This is a genomic window from Pseudomonas sp. 14A (assembly GCF_018132745.1).
GTDB classification, from domain to species: Bacteria; Pseudomonadota; Gammaproteobacteria; order Pseudomonadales; family Pseudomonadaceae; genus Aquipseudomonas; species Aquipseudomonas mercuritolerans.
The window spans coordinates 171,503-186,122 of the sequence record NZ_JAGRQJ010000015.1 but is presented as its reverse complement, the minus strand read 5'-3'; the positions used below and the strand labels follow the sequence as shown (position 1 = coordinate 186,122).

Annotated in this window: 14 protein-coding genes; 8 read left to right on the top strand and 6 right to left on the bottom strand. The window is 61.1% G+C overall.

From position 1 onward, the window contains the following. Nucleotides 1-66: 66 nt before the first annotated feature. Nucleotides 67-1,461, bottom strand: coding sequence for a class II fumarate hydratase (locus PS14A_RS17690; protein ID WP_130910330.1), 1,395 nt, complete (start codon nucleotides 1,459-1,461; stop codon nucleotides 67-69). Between the two features lie 191 nt (nucleotides 1,462-1,652). Between PS14A_RS17690 and PS14A_RS17685 the strand changes: the two genes are divergently transcribed. The 7 genes from PS14A_RS17685 (at nucleotide 1,653) to PS14A_RS17655 (ending at nucleotide 9,476) form a co-directional block, all read left to right on the top strand. After that, a complete protein-coding gene (locus PS14A_RS17685; RefSeq protein WP_016770936.1) occupies nucleotides 1,653-2,168 on the top strand; it encodes a DUF2059 domain-containing protein in 516 nt (171 codons plus the stop codon). Nucleotides 2,169-2,180: 12 nt separating this feature from the next. After that, nucleotides 2,181-2,480, top strand: coding sequence for a BolA family protein (locus PS14A_RS17680; protein ID WP_212616866.1), 300 nt, complete (start codon nucleotides 2,181-2,183; stop codon nucleotides 2,478-2,480). A gap of 168 nt (nucleotides 2,481-2,648) precedes the next feature. Continuing rightward, the gene (locus tag PS14A_RS17675; RefSeq protein ID WP_016770934.1) at nucleotides 2,649-3,590 is read left to right on the top strand and encodes a rhodanese-related sulfurtransferase; all 942 of its coding nucleotides are present in this window, start codon (nucleotides 2,649-2,651) and stop codon (nucleotides 3,588-3,590) included. Nucleotides 3,591-3,625: 35 nt separating this feature from the next. Beyond that, nucleotides 3,626-4,228 (top strand): DsbA family protein, encoded by a 603-nt coding sequence (locus PS14A_RS17670; protein WP_178084475.1) that lies wholly within the window; start codon nucleotides 3,626-3,628, stop codon nucleotides 4,226-4,228. Next, complete coding sequence (locus PS14A_RS17665) at nucleotides 4,221-6,038, top strand: ABC transporter ATP-binding protein (protein ID WP_137213858.1); 1,818 nt, start codon at nucleotides 4,221-4,223, stop codon at nucleotides 6,036-6,038. Before PS14A_RS17670 ends, PS14A_RS17665 begins: the two co-directional genes overlap by 8 nt. A gap of 137 nt (nucleotides 6,039-6,175) precedes the next feature. Beyond that, nucleotides 6,176-8,635: an EAL domain-containing protein gene (locus PS14A_RS17660; RefSeq protein ID WP_212616865.1), complete on the top strand. Its 2,460-nt coding sequence runs from the start codon at nucleotides 6,176-6,178 to the stop codon at nucleotides 8,633-8,635. Between the two features lie 46 nt (nucleotides 8,636-8,681). Next, a complete protein-coding gene (locus PS14A_RS17655) occupies nucleotides 8,682-9,476 on the top strand; it encodes an iron-containing redox enzyme family protein (protein ID WP_212616864.1) in 795 nt (264 codons plus the stop codon). A 102-nt stretch (nucleotides 9,477-9,578) separates the two neighbouring features. Here PS14A_RS17655 and PS14A_RS17650 read toward each other — a convergent pair whose 3' ends face one another. Next, nucleotides 9,579-10,505 carry a GGDEF domain-containing protein gene (locus PS14A_RS17650; RefSeq protein ID WP_212616863.1) on the bottom strand — a complete coding sequence of 309 codons (927 nt, stop codon included), beginning with the start codon at nucleotides 10,503-10,505 and terminating at the stop codon, nucleotides 9,579-9,581. 156 nt (nucleotides 10,506-10,661) lie between these two features. Here PS14A_RS17650 and PS14A_RS17645 point away from each other — a divergent pair, with 156 nt between their 5' ends. Then, nucleotides 10,662-10,880 (top strand): hypothetical protein, encoded by a 219-nt coding sequence (locus PS14A_RS17645; protein ID WP_137213854.1) that lies wholly within the window; start codon nucleotides 10,662-10,664, stop codon nucleotides 10,878-10,880. Here the strand turns inward: PS14A_RS17645 and PS14A_RS17640 are convergent. The 4 genes from PS14A_RS17640 to PS14A_RS17625 form a co-directional block, all read right to left on the bottom strand. Then, a complete protein-coding gene (locus PS14A_RS17640) occupies nucleotides 10,867-11,607 on the bottom strand; it encodes a YciK family oxidoreductase (protein ID WP_212616862.1) in 741 nt (246 codons plus the stop codon). The genes PS14A_RS17645 and PS14A_RS17640 overlap by 14 nt on opposite strands. A gap of 183 nt (nucleotides 11,608-11,790) precedes the next feature. Beyond that, entirely contained in the window at nucleotides 11,791-12,462 is a 672-nt protein-coding gene (gene mupP, locus PS14A_RS17635) for an N-acetylmuramic acid 6-phosphate phosphatase MupP (protein ID WP_137213852.1), read from the bottom strand. 4 nt (nucleotides 12,463-12,466) lie between these two features. Next, entirely contained in the window at nucleotides 12,467-13,165 is a 699-nt protein-coding gene (ubiG, locus tag PS14A_RS17630) for a bifunctional 2-polyprenyl-6-hydroxyphenol methylase/3-demethylubiquinol 3-O-methyltransferase UbiG (protein ID WP_024013875.1), read from the bottom strand. Nucleotides 13,166-13,223: 58 nt separating this feature from the next. Then, nucleotides 13,224-14,558 carry a TRZ/ATZ family hydrolase gene (locus PS14A_RS17625; protein ID WP_212616861.1) on the bottom strand — a complete coding sequence of 445 codons (1,335 nt, stop codon included), beginning with the start codon at nucleotides 14,556-14,558 and terminating at the stop codon, nucleotides 13,224-13,226. Nucleotides 14,559-14,620 lie beyond the last annotated feature (62 nt).

The window sequence follows — 14,620 nt, the reverse complement described above, 5'->3', positions numbered from 1 at the left end:
ATGAGAATGCGGTCCACTGTGGGAGCGAGCCTGCTCGCGAAGACGGACTTTCAGGCGCTACATGACTCAGCCCTTGGCGCCAGCCTCGATCATGTTCTCCGGCCGCACCCAGGCATCGAACTCTTCATCGGTCAGATAACCCAGCTGCAACGCCGCCTCGCGCAAGGTCAGCCCTTCGCTGTAAGCCTTCTTGGCGATTTCCGCCGACTTGTCATAACCGATGTGCGGGTTCAGCGCGGTCACCAGCATCAGCCCACGTTCCAGATGCTTGGCCATGGCCTCGGCATCCGGCTCGAGTCCGGCAATGCAGTGCTGCTGGAAGTTGCTGCAGCCATCGCCGAGCAAACGGATCGATTGCAGCAGGTTGTGGATGATTACCGGTTTGAACACGTTCAACTGCAAGTGCCCTTGGCTCGCGGCAAAGCCGATCGCCACATCGTTGCCGAGCACCTGACAGGCGAGCATCGACAGCGCTTCGCACTGGGTCGGGTTGACCTTGCCGGGCATGATCGAGCTGCCCGGTTCGTTGGCCGGCAGCTTCACTTCAGCGAAACCCGCACGCGGACCTGAGCCCAGCAGGCGCAAGTCGTTGGCGATTTTCATCAGCGCCACGGCGAGGGTTTTCAGCGCGCCGGACAGGGTGACCAGCGGCTCATGGCCGGCCAGTGCAGCGAATTTGTTCGGTGCGGTGACGAACGGCAGGCCGGACAGCGCAGCGAGTTCGGCGGCAATCGCCTCACCGAAGCCGTGCGGCGAATTCAACCCAGTACCGACGGCGGTGCCGCCCTGCGCCAGTTCGCAAACCGCCGGTAGCGCCGCGCGAATCGCGCGCTCGGCGTAATCCAGTTGCGCGATGAAGCCGGACAGTTCCTGACCGAAGGTGATCGGCGTCGCGTCCATCATGTGCGTGCGCCCGGTCTTCACCAGCTTCATGTGCCGCGCCGCCAGTTCAGCGAGGCCGCCGGACAGCTCGGCAATCGCCGGCAGCAGTTGTTCCTGCACCGCTTTCGCGGTGGCGATGCTCATGGCGGTGGGGAAGCAGTCGTTGGAACTTTGCGAGCGATTGACGTGATCGTTCGGGTGTACCGGCGACTTGCCGCCGCGCGGGTTGCCGGCCAGTTCGTTGGCGCGACCGGCGATCACCTCGTTGACATTCATGTTGCTCTGGGTGCCGCTGCCGGTCTGCCAGACCACCAGCGGGAACTGCTCGTCATGCTCGCCGGCGAGCACTTCATCGGCGGCCTGTTCGATCAGGCGGGCGATGTCGGCGGGCAGGTCGCCGTTGCGGTCGTTGACCCGCGCGGCGGCTTTCTTGATCAGGGCCAGGGCGTGCAGCACCGGTAGCGGCATGCGTTCCTGACCGATGGCGAAGTTGATCAGCGAGCGTTGCGTCTGAGCACCCCAGTAAGCGTCGTCCGGGACCTCGATCTGGCCCAGGCTGTCGGTTTCGATACGGCTCATCGTGCACACTCCTGTTGGTCTGTTGGCGCAATTTAGGCCGGCGTCGGCCCGGGTGGTTCCATCGGCTCGATTGTTGACCGCAAAACCCCGCCGATCAAGCGCGGCAAGGCTCGGGGGTTGAGCCGCAGCGATTGTTAGGCGCAGAATGGTCGCCCTTGGGGTTCGACCTCGCTTTGCTTAAAGGAAACTCGATGACTCGTCTTCGCGCCATCTGTACCGCGGTTGCACTGGTTTGCGCCAGCGGCCAGGTGCTTGCCGATACCGCCAGCCACAACGCCAGTGCCGAAGCTTTCCTGACGCTGGCTCACGCTGACAAGCTGGGTACCCCGGTGTACATGCAAGTGCAGCAAATGTTCGCCCAGCGCTTTGAACAGACCAAAGCGCCTGAGTCGAAGAAAGCCGTGCTCGAAACCTACCAGGCCAAGGCCAACGCTGCGCTGGACCAGGCCATCGGCTGGAACAAGCTCAAGCCCGACATGGTCAAGCTCTACACCAGCAACTTCAGCGAATCCGAGCTCAAGGATCTGGTTGCCTTCTACCAGTCGCCACTGGGCAAAAAGGTCCTGGAAAAAATGCCGCAGCTGACCCAGCAGTCGGCGCAGATGACCCAGGGCAAACTGGAAAGCGCGGTGCCTGTGGTCAACAAGCTGCTCGACGACATGACCAAAGAGCTGACCCCGGCCGCGGCGCCAGCCAAGAAGAAGTAAGCGGAGTTCGTGATGACCATGCAACAACGCATCGAATCGACGCTGGCCCTGTTACAGCCTGAGCACCTGCAAGTGCTGGACGAAAGCCACATGCACAGTCGCGGGTCACAGACCCACTACAAGGCGGTGGTGGTCAGCGCGCAGTTCCAAGGCCTGAACCGGGTCAAGCGCCACCAGAAAGTCTACGGCACGCTCGGCGAGCTGATGGGCGAGTTCCATGCGTTGGCGCTGCACACCTACACCCCGCAGGAATGGGCAGAGATCGACGGCGCCCCGGCGTCGCCGACCTGTGCAGGAGGGGATCAGCGGTAAGCTTCAAGCGGCAAGCTGCAAGTTAAAGGCGGATGAGTTTTGGCTTGCCGCTTTAAGCTTGGAGCTTGTAGCTGCTTTTTTGCTAAAATCCCGACGCGCCGCTTAGCCGGCGCGTTTTTTTTGAATCCGGTTCACCCTTTGCGAGGGTAGCCACCTGGAGAAATACCCATGACACAACCGATTGTCGTGGCGGCACTGTACAAGTTCGTCACCCTCGAAGATTACGTTGACCTGCGCGAGCCACTGCTGCAAGCGATGGTCGACAACGGCATCAAAGGCACTCTGCTGATCGCCGAAGAAGGCATCAACGGCACGGTTTCCGGCAGCCGCGAAGGCATCGACGGCCTGCTCGCCTGGCTCAAGAACGATCCGCGCATGGTCGACATCGACCACAAGGAATCGTACTGCGACGAGCAGCCGTTCTATCGCACCAAGGTCAAGCTGAAGAAAGAGATCGTCACCCTCGGCGTCGAGGGCGTCGACCCGAACAAGAAGGTCGGCACTTACGTCGAGCCGCAAGACTGGAACGCGTTGATCAGCGACCCGGAAGTGCTATTGATCGACACGCGCAACGATTACGAAGTGTCGATCGGCACCTTCGAAGGCGCCATCGATCCGAAAACCACCAGTTTTCGCGAATTTCCCGACTACATCAAAGAACACTTCGATCCGGCGGTGCACAAGAAGGTCGCGATGTTCTGCACCGGCGGCATTCGCTGCGAGAAGGCCTCGAGCTACATGCTCGGCGAAGGTTTCGAAGAGGTTTACCACCTCAAGGGCGGCATCCTGAAGTACCTCGAAGAGGTGCCGCAGGAAGAAACCAAGTGGCGCGGCGACTGCTTCGTGTTCGACAACCGCGTGACCGTGCGTCACGACCTGACTGAAGGCGACTACGATCAATGTCATGCCTGCCGCACGCCGGTCAGCGTTGAAGATCGCGCCTCCGAGCACTACGTCGCCGGCATCAGTTGCCCGCACTGCTGGGACAAGCTCAGCGAGAAAACCCGGCGCAGCGCCATCGATCGGCAAAAGCAGATCGAACTGGCCAAGGCGCGCAACCAGCCGCACCCGATCGGCTACAACTATAAGCAAGCATCCACCGAGGCTTAACCATGTCTGCGCGCCTGCTCTACGTGATGGATCCGATGTGTTCATGGTGCTGGGGGTTTGCTCCGGTGGCCAAGGCACTGGTCGAGCAGGCGCAGGCAGCCGGGGTCGAGCTGCATCTGGTGGTTGGCGGTCTGCGCACCGGCAGCGGTTCGGCGCTGGAGCCGACCACGCGGCGCTACATTCTTGAGCACTGGCAAGCGGTCACCGAAGCCACCGGCCAGCCGTTCAAGTTCGATTGCGCGTTGCCCGACGGTTTTGTCTACGACACCGAGCCGGCCTGTCGCGCCATCGTCACCGCACGCAGTCTGGCGCCGGATTGCGCGTGGACATTGGTCGGGTTGATCCAGCGGGCGTTTTACGTCGAAGGGCGCGATGTCACCCAGGCCAGCGTGCTGGTCGAACTGGCAGAGCAGGCCGGTGTGCCGCGTATCGAATTCGCCGCATTGTTCGATCATGCCGATCAGCACAAGGCGACCCAGGCCGATTTCACCTGGGTCCAGGACTTGGGCATCGCCGGTTTTCCGACCCTGCTGGCCGAGCGCAACGGCCAACTGGCGCTGCTGACCAACGGCTATCAACCGCTCAGCGAGCTGTCGCCGTTGCTCGGCCGCTGGCTGGAGCGCGCGGCCTGTGTCTGACCGCGCCGATGACACGCCAGCCGTAGAGCGTGTCGACCGGCTGAGCTGGGCTGAAGTCCGTCGTCTGGCACTGCATCACAAGAAATCCCTGTGGATCGCCAACGGCGTGGCCGTGCTGGCGACGCTGTGCAGCGTGCCGATTCCGTTGCTGCTGCCATTGCTGGTCGACGAAGTGCTGCTCGGCCACGGCGATGCCGCGCTGAAAGTCATGAACCATTTCCTGCCGAGCATGTGGCAGCAGGCGGCGGGCTATATCGGCCTGATGCTGGTGGTGACCCTGACCTTGCGTTGCAGCGCCCTGTGTTTTGGCGTGTTGCAGTCGCGGCTGTTCGCGCGGCTGGCCAAGGACATCGTCTACCGCATTCGCGTGCGCCTGATCGAGCGGCTCAAGCGCATCTCCCTCGGCGAATACGAAAGCCTCGGCAGCGGCACGGTGACCACGCATTTGGTCACCGATCTGGATACCCTCGACAAATTCGTCGGCGAAACCCTCAGCCGTTTCCTTGTCGCCATGCTGACCCTGGTCGGCACCGCCAGCATCCTGATGTGGATGCACTGGAAACTGGCGCTGCTGATTCTGCTGTTCAACCCGTTGGTGATCTACGCCACGGTGCAGTTGGGCAAGCGCGTCAAGCACCTGAAGAAACTGGAAAACGACAGCACCTCGCGCTTCACTCAGGCGCTGAGTGAAACCCTCGACGCGATTCAGGAAGTGCGCGCCGGCAATCGTCAGGGCTATTTCCTCGGGCGCCTCGGTTTGCGCGCGCAGGAAGTGCGCAACTATGCGGTCAACTCGCAGTGGAAAACCGACGCCTCGAACCGCGCCAGTGGTTTGCTGTTCCAGTTCGGCATCGACATCTTCCGCGCGGCGGCGATGCTCACCGTGCTGTTTTCCGACCTGTCGATCGGGCAGATGCTCGCGGTGTTCAGTTACCTGTGGTTCATGATCGGCCCGGTCGAACAGTTGCTCAATCTGCAATACGCCTACTATGCGGCCGGCGGCGCGCTGGCGCGTATCAATGAACTGCTGGCGCGTGCCGACGAGCCGCAGTATCCCGGCGGTGTCGATCCGTTCAAGGGGCGCGACACCGTCGGCATCGAGGTGCAAGGCCTGAGCTTCGGTTACGGCGACGAGCTGGTGCTGGATCAGATGAACCTGTCGATCCTGCCCGGTGAAAAAGTCGCCATCGTCGGCGCCAGCGGCGGCGGCAAAAGTACCTTGGTGCAGTTGCTGCTGGGACTGTACACGCCAGCGGCCGGGACTATTCGCTTCGGCGGGTCGACCCAGCAGGAGATCGGTCTGGAGACCGTGCGCGAGAACGTCGCGGTGGTGCTGCAGCATCCGGCGCTGTTCAACGACAGCGTGCGCGCCAACCTGACCATGGGCCGCATGCGCAGCGACGAAGCCTGCTGGCAGGCGCTGGAAATCGCGCAGATGGCCGCGACCATCCGCGCGCTGCCCGCTGGCCTCGACAGCATCGTCGGGCGTTCCGGCGTGCGTTTGTCCGGCGGTCAGCGCCAGCGTCTGGCGATTGCGCGGATGATTCTCGCCGAGCCGAAAGTGGTAATTCTCGACGAAGCTACCTCGGCCCTCGATGCCGCCACCGAGTACAACCTGCACCAGGCGATGGCGAAGTTTCTCCATGGCCGCACCACGCTGATCATTGCCCATCGCCTGTCGGCGGTGAAACAGGCGGACCGCGTGCTGGTGTTCGACGGCGGGCAGATCGCCGAGGACGGCGACCATCGCCAACTGATCGCCGACGGCGGTCTGTACGCCAAGCTCTACGGCAACTTGCAACAGCACTGATCGAAACCCTCGCCGACCTGTCAGAGGTTCTGCGCGCGGTGTAACGCCGCGCCTTGCCTTGAACGAGAACCCCACCTAGTCTCGTCATAGCGAATTCGCCCGGAAGGCGAGCGGGCAGTGCTCATGCAAGGACTCTCATGAAGCAAAAGCAGACTCTGGGAACACCACGGTTGTTGGGTATCGTCTGGCCCTTTATTGCTGTCGTGGTGTTCCAGGCATTACTCGGGGGCGTGAGCCTTTACGTGCTTTCGGCCGTGCGTGGCTACGTCGCTGGCGAAAGCCTGTGGTCCAAGGACCAGAAAGACGCCATCTATTACCTCAACCTCTACGCCGACAGCCGTGACGAGGCGATCTATCGCAAATACCTGGCGGCGATCGCCGTGCCCCAGGGCGGGCACCAATTGCGTCTGGCTCTGGATCGTCAGCCGCCGGATCTGCAAGCGGCGCGCGAAGGCATTCTCAAGGGCGGTAATCATCCAGACGATGTCTCCAGCGTCATCTGGCTGTACCTCAATTTCCGCCACTACAGTTATCTGGAAACCGCGATCGATCGCTGGACGATTGGCGATGCCTATCTCGACCGACTGCACGAAGTCGCGCAGGAGATGCACCAAGGCATTGCGCAGAACCAGGCCAGTCCCGGCGATGTGCAGCGCTGGAAGTTACAGATCTTCGCCATCAACGATGCAGTCACCCCAGCGGCCAAGGCTTTCAGCGATGCCTTGGGCGAAGGCTCGCGGGTGATCATGCGCCTGCTGCTGTTCACCAACCTGGCCACCGCGCTGGGTCTGATCGCGCTGGCGCTGTGGCGCACGCACAAACTGCTCAAGCAGCGCCATGAGTTTGCCCAGGCGCTGCAACTGGAAAAGGATCGCGCGCATATCACTCTGCAGTCGATTGGTGATGGCGTGATCACCACCGACGTCAACGGCGCGATCGATTACATGAACCCGGCCGCCGAGGCCATGACGCACTGGAAGGCCGAGCAGGCGGCAGGGCTGCCGTTGTCGGCGCTGTTCAACCTGCTTGACGACAACGCCCAGACCGAAGGGCTGACGTTGATCGAGCACATTCTCAGTGGCCAGCTCAGCGGCGGCAGCGAACATTCCAAGCTGATCCAGCGTCTGGACGGCAGCACCCTGTCGGTGACCCTGGTCGGCGCGCCGATCCGCAATGCCGGGAATGTCAGCGGCACGGTGCTGGTGCTGCACGACATGACCCAGGAGCGGCAATACATCGCCAATCTGTCCTGGCAGGCGACCCACGATGCGCTGACCGGGCTGGCCAACCGCCGCGAATTCGAATATCGCCTCGAACAGGCCTTGCACAAACTGACGCGCCAGCCCGGGCGGCACGCGCTGATGTTCCTCGATCTGGATCAGTTCAAACTGGTCAACGACACCTGCGGGCACGCGGCGGGCGATGAGTTGCTGCGGCACATCTGCACGCTGCTGCAATCAGACTTGCGCGAGGGCGATACCCTGGCGCGACTGGGCGGCGATGAATTCGGGATTTTGCTCGAGAACTGCCCGCCGGACATCGCCGAGAAGATTGCCGAAAGCCTGCGCCAGACCGTGCAGAACCTGCATTTTGTCTGGAAGGGGCGGCCGTTTTTGACCACCGTCAGTATCGGCCTGGTGCATGTCGCGCAGAATCCGACCACCCTTGAAGCCTCCCTGCGTGCGGCGGACATGGCCTGCTACATGGCCAAGGAAAAGGGCCGCAACCGCGTGCAGGTCTATCACGCCGACGATTCCGAACTGTCCATGCGTTTCGGTGAAATGGCCTGGGTGCAACGGCTGCACATGGCGCTGGAAGAAAACCGCTTCTGCCTGTATGCCCAGCAGATCGCGCCGCTCAAGCCGCAACCCGGCCAGGCCGGGCACATCGAGATCCTCCTGCGTTTGCATGACGAATCCGGGCGGATGATTTTGCCTGACAGCTTTATCCCGGCGGCGGAACGGTACGGTTTGATGACCCAGTTAGATCGCTGGGTAGTTCAGAACGTTTTCAAGGTTATTGCTCAGTGTATTGAACAGGAACATGAACTTCCTTTAGCGATGTGTGCGATTAATCTGTCAGGCATTACTATCGGAGATGACGCGTTTTTGCACTTCTTGCGAGAGCAGTTTGTTAACTACGCTATACCCCCTGAAATGATTTGTTTTGAAATTACTGAAACCAGTGCAATCGCAAATCTTGGCAGTGCAATTCGTTTTATCAATGAACTCAAAGGTTTAGGTTGTCATTTTTCCCTGGATGACTTTTGTGCCGGAATGTCTTCATTCGCTTACTTGAAACATTTGCCTGTAGACTTCCTGAAGATCGACGGGAGTTTCGTAAAGGATATGCTGGACGACCCGATTAATCGGGCAATGGTCGAGGTGATCAATCACATCGGCCATGTTATGGGTAAGCAGACAATTGCCGAGTTTGTTGAAACTAACCAGATCGAACAGGCATTGCTTGAAATAGGTGTGGATTACGCTCAGGGTTATGTCATCGAGCGTCCGCAGTTGTTTACCTGTGACAGTTTGCAAAGTCGCCCTGCCAGACCGCAGCCGTTGTTGTTCAAAGCGCCTGGCACGTTCCGTTGAAGTCTCTCGCCGATCCTTGCCATCACAACTCAAAAGGAGCCGAACAGTGATCGACACATTCAACCGAACCGGACCCCTCATGGAAGCTGCAAGTTATCCTGCCTGGGCGCAACAGCTCATCAAGGATTGCAGCGAGAGCAAGCGCCGGGTTGTCGAACATGAACTTTATCAGCGCATGCGCGACAACAGACTCAGCGCGAAAACCATGCGCCAGTACCTGATCGGTGGCTGGCCGGTGGTCGAGCAGTTTGCCTTGTACATGGCGCAGAATCTCACCAAGACCCGCTTCGCCCGCCATCCCGGCGAAGACATGGCGCGGCGCTGGCTGATGCGCAACATTCGCGTCGAACTCAATCACGCCGACTACTGGATGCACTGGAGTCGCGCTCATGGCGTCAGCCTCGAAGATCTCCAGGCCCAGCAAGTGCCGCCGGAGCTGCACGCCCTGAGTCACTGGTGCTGGCACACCAGTTCGGCGGATTCGCTGATCGTGGCGATTGCCGCGACCAACTATGCGATCGAGGGCGCGACCGGGGAGTGGTCGGCGGTGGTCTGCTCGACCGGGGTCTACGCAGCGGCGTTCCCGGAAGAGGAGCGCAAGCGCGCGATGAAGTGGTTGAAGATGCACGCACAGTACGACGATGCCCACCCGTGGGAAGCGCTGGAAATCATCTGCACCCTGGCCGGCATGAACCCGAGCAAGGCGTTGCAGGCGGAATTGCGACAAGCGATCTGCAAGAGCTATGACTACATGTTCCTGTTCCTGGAGCGGTGCATGCAGCTGGAGACTTCGGAGCGCTTGTTGGTCCACCGCGAGCGCCGGACCGTAACCGAGAGCTGATCGAACTGTGGGAGCGAGCCTGCTCGCGAAAGCGGTGGGTCATGCAACGAATCGTTGTCTGACACTCCCTCTTCGCGAGCAGGCTCGCTCCCACAATGATTTTTAGCCGGCCATCGCCAGCCGGTTCCGCCCCTCGCGCTTTGCGACATAGAGCGCACTGTCGGCGCGGCGCAACAAACTGTCGGCCGACTCGCCCGGCAGTAACGTCGAGCATCCCAGGCTCACGGTGATCTCGATCAACTGGCCATCGGCAAAATATTCCTCCGACTGCGTCGCCTGACGCAAACGCTCGCCGACCATCGCTGCCGCTTCGCGGCCGGTGTTGGACAGCAGGATCAAAAACTCCTCGCCACCATAACGGAACACCATGTCGACGTTGCGCAGCTGTGCCTTGATCGACGCGGCAATGGCTCTGAGCACTTCATCACCAGCGCCATGGCCGTGTTCGTCGTTGACCCGTTTGAAGTGGTCGATGTCGAGCATCAGCACCGACAACGGCTGCACATGCCGGCGTGACATGTCTATCTCTCGCTGCAAGGTCTGCTCCATGGCCACCCGGTTGCCGGCGCCGGTCAACGGGTCGCGCAAGGCACTTTGGGTCGCGGCGCGGTAGAGCAGGGCGTTGCGCATCGGGTACAGCAGGCAGGACAGCAGCGACTCGAGGTCGCCCTGTTCCTTGTCGTTGAAGCGTTGATTGCGGCGAAAGACCAGCTCGCCCATGTGCTCGCCTTCGTGGCTCAGGGTGTAGCTGACCGAATGGTGGCCGCGTGCGCCGAACTCCAGGCGCAGGTCGCTGGCCTTGTGCACATAGCTCAAGGCATCCAGCGGCACCAGACGCTGGATTTCGCGGAAGAACAGGCCAAGGATGCGCTGTGGCTCCAGGCTGGTTTGCAGTTGCAGGCTCATTTGCTGACGCAGTTGCGCCAGGCTGGTCGGGCGCTCGATCAGCGCCGGTAGTTGACCGAAGCCCAGGCGCTGCAATTTGGCACTGTCGAAGTCAATTGCATGGGTCTGGGAAGGAGATTTCATATGGCGTGAGCCCCTAAGCAGTAAGTCTGTCTTACAGGCTGGGTGAGAGCGGCTATGGGCTGCGCGTCGTACTGATCCATCAGTCCCGTAGGACGTTTGGCGTAAGTTTAGTCTGCCGCAAGACGATCAGTCAGCTATCGAAATCGGCGTTGCCCCATGGCCATCACACGGCATGTTTTGAGGGAATTTAGAGCGAAACGCGTGCCATTCGGTTCGATTTTATTTAAAGCTTTTCGAATCAAAGACTTGCTGATGGATGCCGGGCGGCCGCGCTGGGTTATTGGCGGCTTTGTGACGGTTATGAGCGGCAACGGCTTGCCGCGACAGCATTCTGCCGCGGCAACAAATGCGACGTATGGCGTTATTGGGCGTTGAAAGCCTGGCCATTGACGCCCGCGCTGTCGGGACCCATCAGATAAAGATAGACCGGCATGATTTCTTCTGGTGTGGGGTTGTTCAGCGGGTTTTCCCCCGGATAAGCCTGCGCGCGCATGCTGGTGCGCGTGCCGCCCGGGTTGATGCTGTTGGAGCGCACCGGCGCGACGCCGTCGACTTCATCGGCCAGGGTTTGCATCAGGCCTTCGGTGGCGAATTTCGACACACCGTAAGCGCCCCAGTACGCGCGACCCTTGCGCCCGACGCTGCTGGAGGTGAACACCACCGAAGCATCCTGGGACAGCTTGAGCAGCGGCAGCAGGGTGCTGGTCAGCATGAACATCGCGTTGACGTTGACCTGCATGACACGCATGAAGTTTTCGCCGGAGAGTTGTTCGATCGGCGTGCGCGGGCCGATGATCGAAGCGTTGTGCAGCAGGCCGTCGAGATGGCCGAACTCGGTTTCGATCATCGCCGCCAGCTCATCATATTGATGGGGCAAGGCGGTCTCGAGGTTGAACGGGATCACCGCCGGTTGCGGGTGGCCCGCTGCTTCGATTTCGTCGTAGACCTCGGTCAGATTGGCTTCGGTCTTGCCCAGCAGCAACACGGTGGCACCGTGGGCGGCATAGGTTTTCGCCGCAGCCGCGCCGATGCCGCGCCCGGCACCGGTGACCAGAATGACCCGATCCTTCAGCAATTCAGGGCGAGCGGTGTAATCAAACATAAGAACCTCACAATCCATTTCATGAAGACCTGCTTCACCCCTGTGGCGAGGGGATTTATCCCCGTTCGGCGGCGAAGCCGTCGCAAAACCTGTGTGTCACATTGCCTGGATAAAAGCGGGGGCCGCTTCGCAGCCCAGCGGGGATAAATCCCCTCGCCACACAGGGAGCTTGCAACAGTCAGGTCAGCAGCTGCACAGCGCGCTGTCGAGCACCTTGCGCAACTCCAGCGGATGATCCACCACCACGTCCGCGCCCCAGTGCCGTGGGTTGTCGTCCGGGTGGATGTAGCCGTAGGTCACCGCAGCGGTTTTGGTGCCGGCATCGCGGCCCGACTCGATATCACGCAGATCATCGCCGATGAACAGCACGGTCGACGGATCCAGATCAAGCATCTTGCAGGCGAGGGTCAGCGGCTCTGGATCCGGCTTGCTGTTCTTCACATGATCCGGGCAGATCAGCAGCGCCGAACGCTCGGCCAGCCCCAGGCGTTGCATGATCGGCTCGGCGAAGCGCAGCGGTTTGTTGGTGACCACGCCCCAGATCAGGTTGGCCTTTTCGATGTCGGCGAGCAGTTCGCCCATGCCGTCGAACAGTTTGCTGTGCACTGCGCAACCGACCAGATAGCGCTCGAGAAACTCCTGGCGCAGCTCCTCGAAACCGGGCGATTCCGGATCCATCGAGAACGTCACCGCGACCATGGCCTTGGCCCCGCCGGAAATCTCGTCGCGGATGTGCTTGTCGTTGATCGGCGGCAGACCGCGATCGGCACGCATCGCCTGGCAGATGGCGATGAAGTCCGGCGCGGTGTCGAGCAGGGTGCCGTCCATGTCGAAAAGTACCGCTCTGATGGCCATCGGCTTATTCCTCGCGCAGAGTCTGAATCATGTAGTTGACGTCAACGTCGTTGGCCAGCTTGTAGTGCTTGGTCAGCGGGTTGTAGGTCAGGCCGATGATGTCCTTGACGGTCAGGCCAGCCATGCGGCTCCACGCACCGAGCTCGGATGGGCGGATGAATTTCTTGAAGTCGTGGGTGCCGCGAGGCAGCAGCTTCATGATGTATTCGGCGCCGATGATCGCGAACAGGTACGCCTTCGGGTTGCGGTTGATGGTCGAGAAGAATACCTGGCCGCCCGGCTTGACCATGCGGAAGCAGGCACGGATTACCGAGGATGGATCCGGCACGTGCTCGAGCATTTCCAGGCAGGTGACCACGTCGAACTGCTCGGGCATTTCGTCGGCGAGGGCTTCGGCGGTGATCTGCCGGTATTCGACGCTGACCCCGGATTCCAGTTGATGCAGTTGCGCAACCGCCAGCGGCGCTTCGCCCATGTCGATGCCCATCACCGTGGCGCCGCGCTGAGCCATGGCTTCGCTGAGGATGCCGCCGCCGCAACCGACGTCGAGGACTTTCTTGCCGGCCAGATTGACTCGCTCGTCGATCCAGTTGACCCGCAGCGGGTTGATGTCGTGCAGCGGCTTGAATTCGCTTTCGCGGTCCCACCAGCGATGGGCCAGGGCCTCGAATTTGGCGATTTCGGCGTGGTCGACGTTGCTCATGTTCAATTCCTCGAAAAACCTGAAAAGGGCTGTAGCCGCGGATATTGCGCCGCGGTGTTTACGATTCGGTGTGGCCGCTGATGCGCTGGCCCCAGTAGCGAGCGGTTGCGCCCAGCTGTTGTTCGTCCATGCGGGTCAGGCGCCGCTCGTCGAGCAGTTGCTTGCCGGCGACCCAGAGGTGTTTGACGCAATCACGCCCGGTGGCATAAATCAGCTGCGACACCGGGTCATACACCGGTTGCTGCGCCAGGCCGGACAGGTCGAAAGCGACGATGTCCGCGGCTTTGCCGATCTCCAGCGAGCCAACCTGCGCCTCGATCCCCAATGCGCGCGCACCATTGAGAGTGGCCATGCGCAAGGCGCGATGGGCGTCCAGCGCGGTGGCGGAACCGGCGACGGCTTTGGCCAGCAGGGCGGCGGTGCGGGTTTCGCCGAGCAGGTCGAGATCATTGTTGCTCGCCGCGCCGTCGGTACCGACAGCCACATTGACCCCAGCCTGCCACAAACGCTCGACCGGGCAGAAGCCGCTGGCCAGTTTCAGATTGGATTCCGGGCAGTGGATCACGCTGGTGTTACTTTCTACCAGCAGCGCAAGGTCGTCATCGCTGATCTGGGTCATGTGCACGGCCTGGAAGCGCGGGCCGAGCAGGCCAAGACGGCCGAGGCGCGCCAGTGGCCGTTCGCCGGTCTGCTCGACGGCTTGCTGCACTTCGAATGCCGTTTCGTGCACATGCATGTGGATCGAGGCGTCAAGCTCCTCGGCGATCACCCTGATTTTCTCCAGATTCTCATCGCCGACGGTGTAGGGTGCATGCGGGCCGAAAGTAATCTTGATGCGCTCGTGATGCTTGAGATCGCCGAACAATTCGACGCCCTGACGAATGGCTTCGTCGGCACTGTTGGCGCCGGGGATCGGGAAATCAAGGATAGGAATGGCGATTTGCGCGCGGATGCCGCTGTTATGCACACGCTCGCTGGCGACTTTCGGGAAAAAGTACATGTCAGAGAAGCAGGTGATGCCGCCCTTGATCTGCTCGGCGATGGCCAGATCGGTGCCGTCGCGGACGAAATCCTCATCGACCCATTTGCCTTCGGCCGGCCAGATGTGGTTTTCCAGCCAGGTCATCAACGGCAGATCGTCGGCCAGACCACGGAACAGCGTCATCGCCGCGTGGCCGTGGGCATTGATCAGTCCGGGGGCGAGCAGTACGTCCGGCAATTCGCGAACTTCTGTGGCGTTACACTTCAATGCTTCAGCGCGCGGGCCGATAAACACGATGCGACCGTCACGGATGCCCAGGCCGTGCTCCTTGAGCACCACGCCTGCAGGTTCGACGGGGACCAGCCAGGTCGGCAGCAATAACAGGTCGAGCGCAATGGCAGGTTTCGGCATCGAGGGTCGGTTCCAGTGCTTTTGTAAAGGATGGCGAAGTATACCCGAGCGTCTTCGCGGGG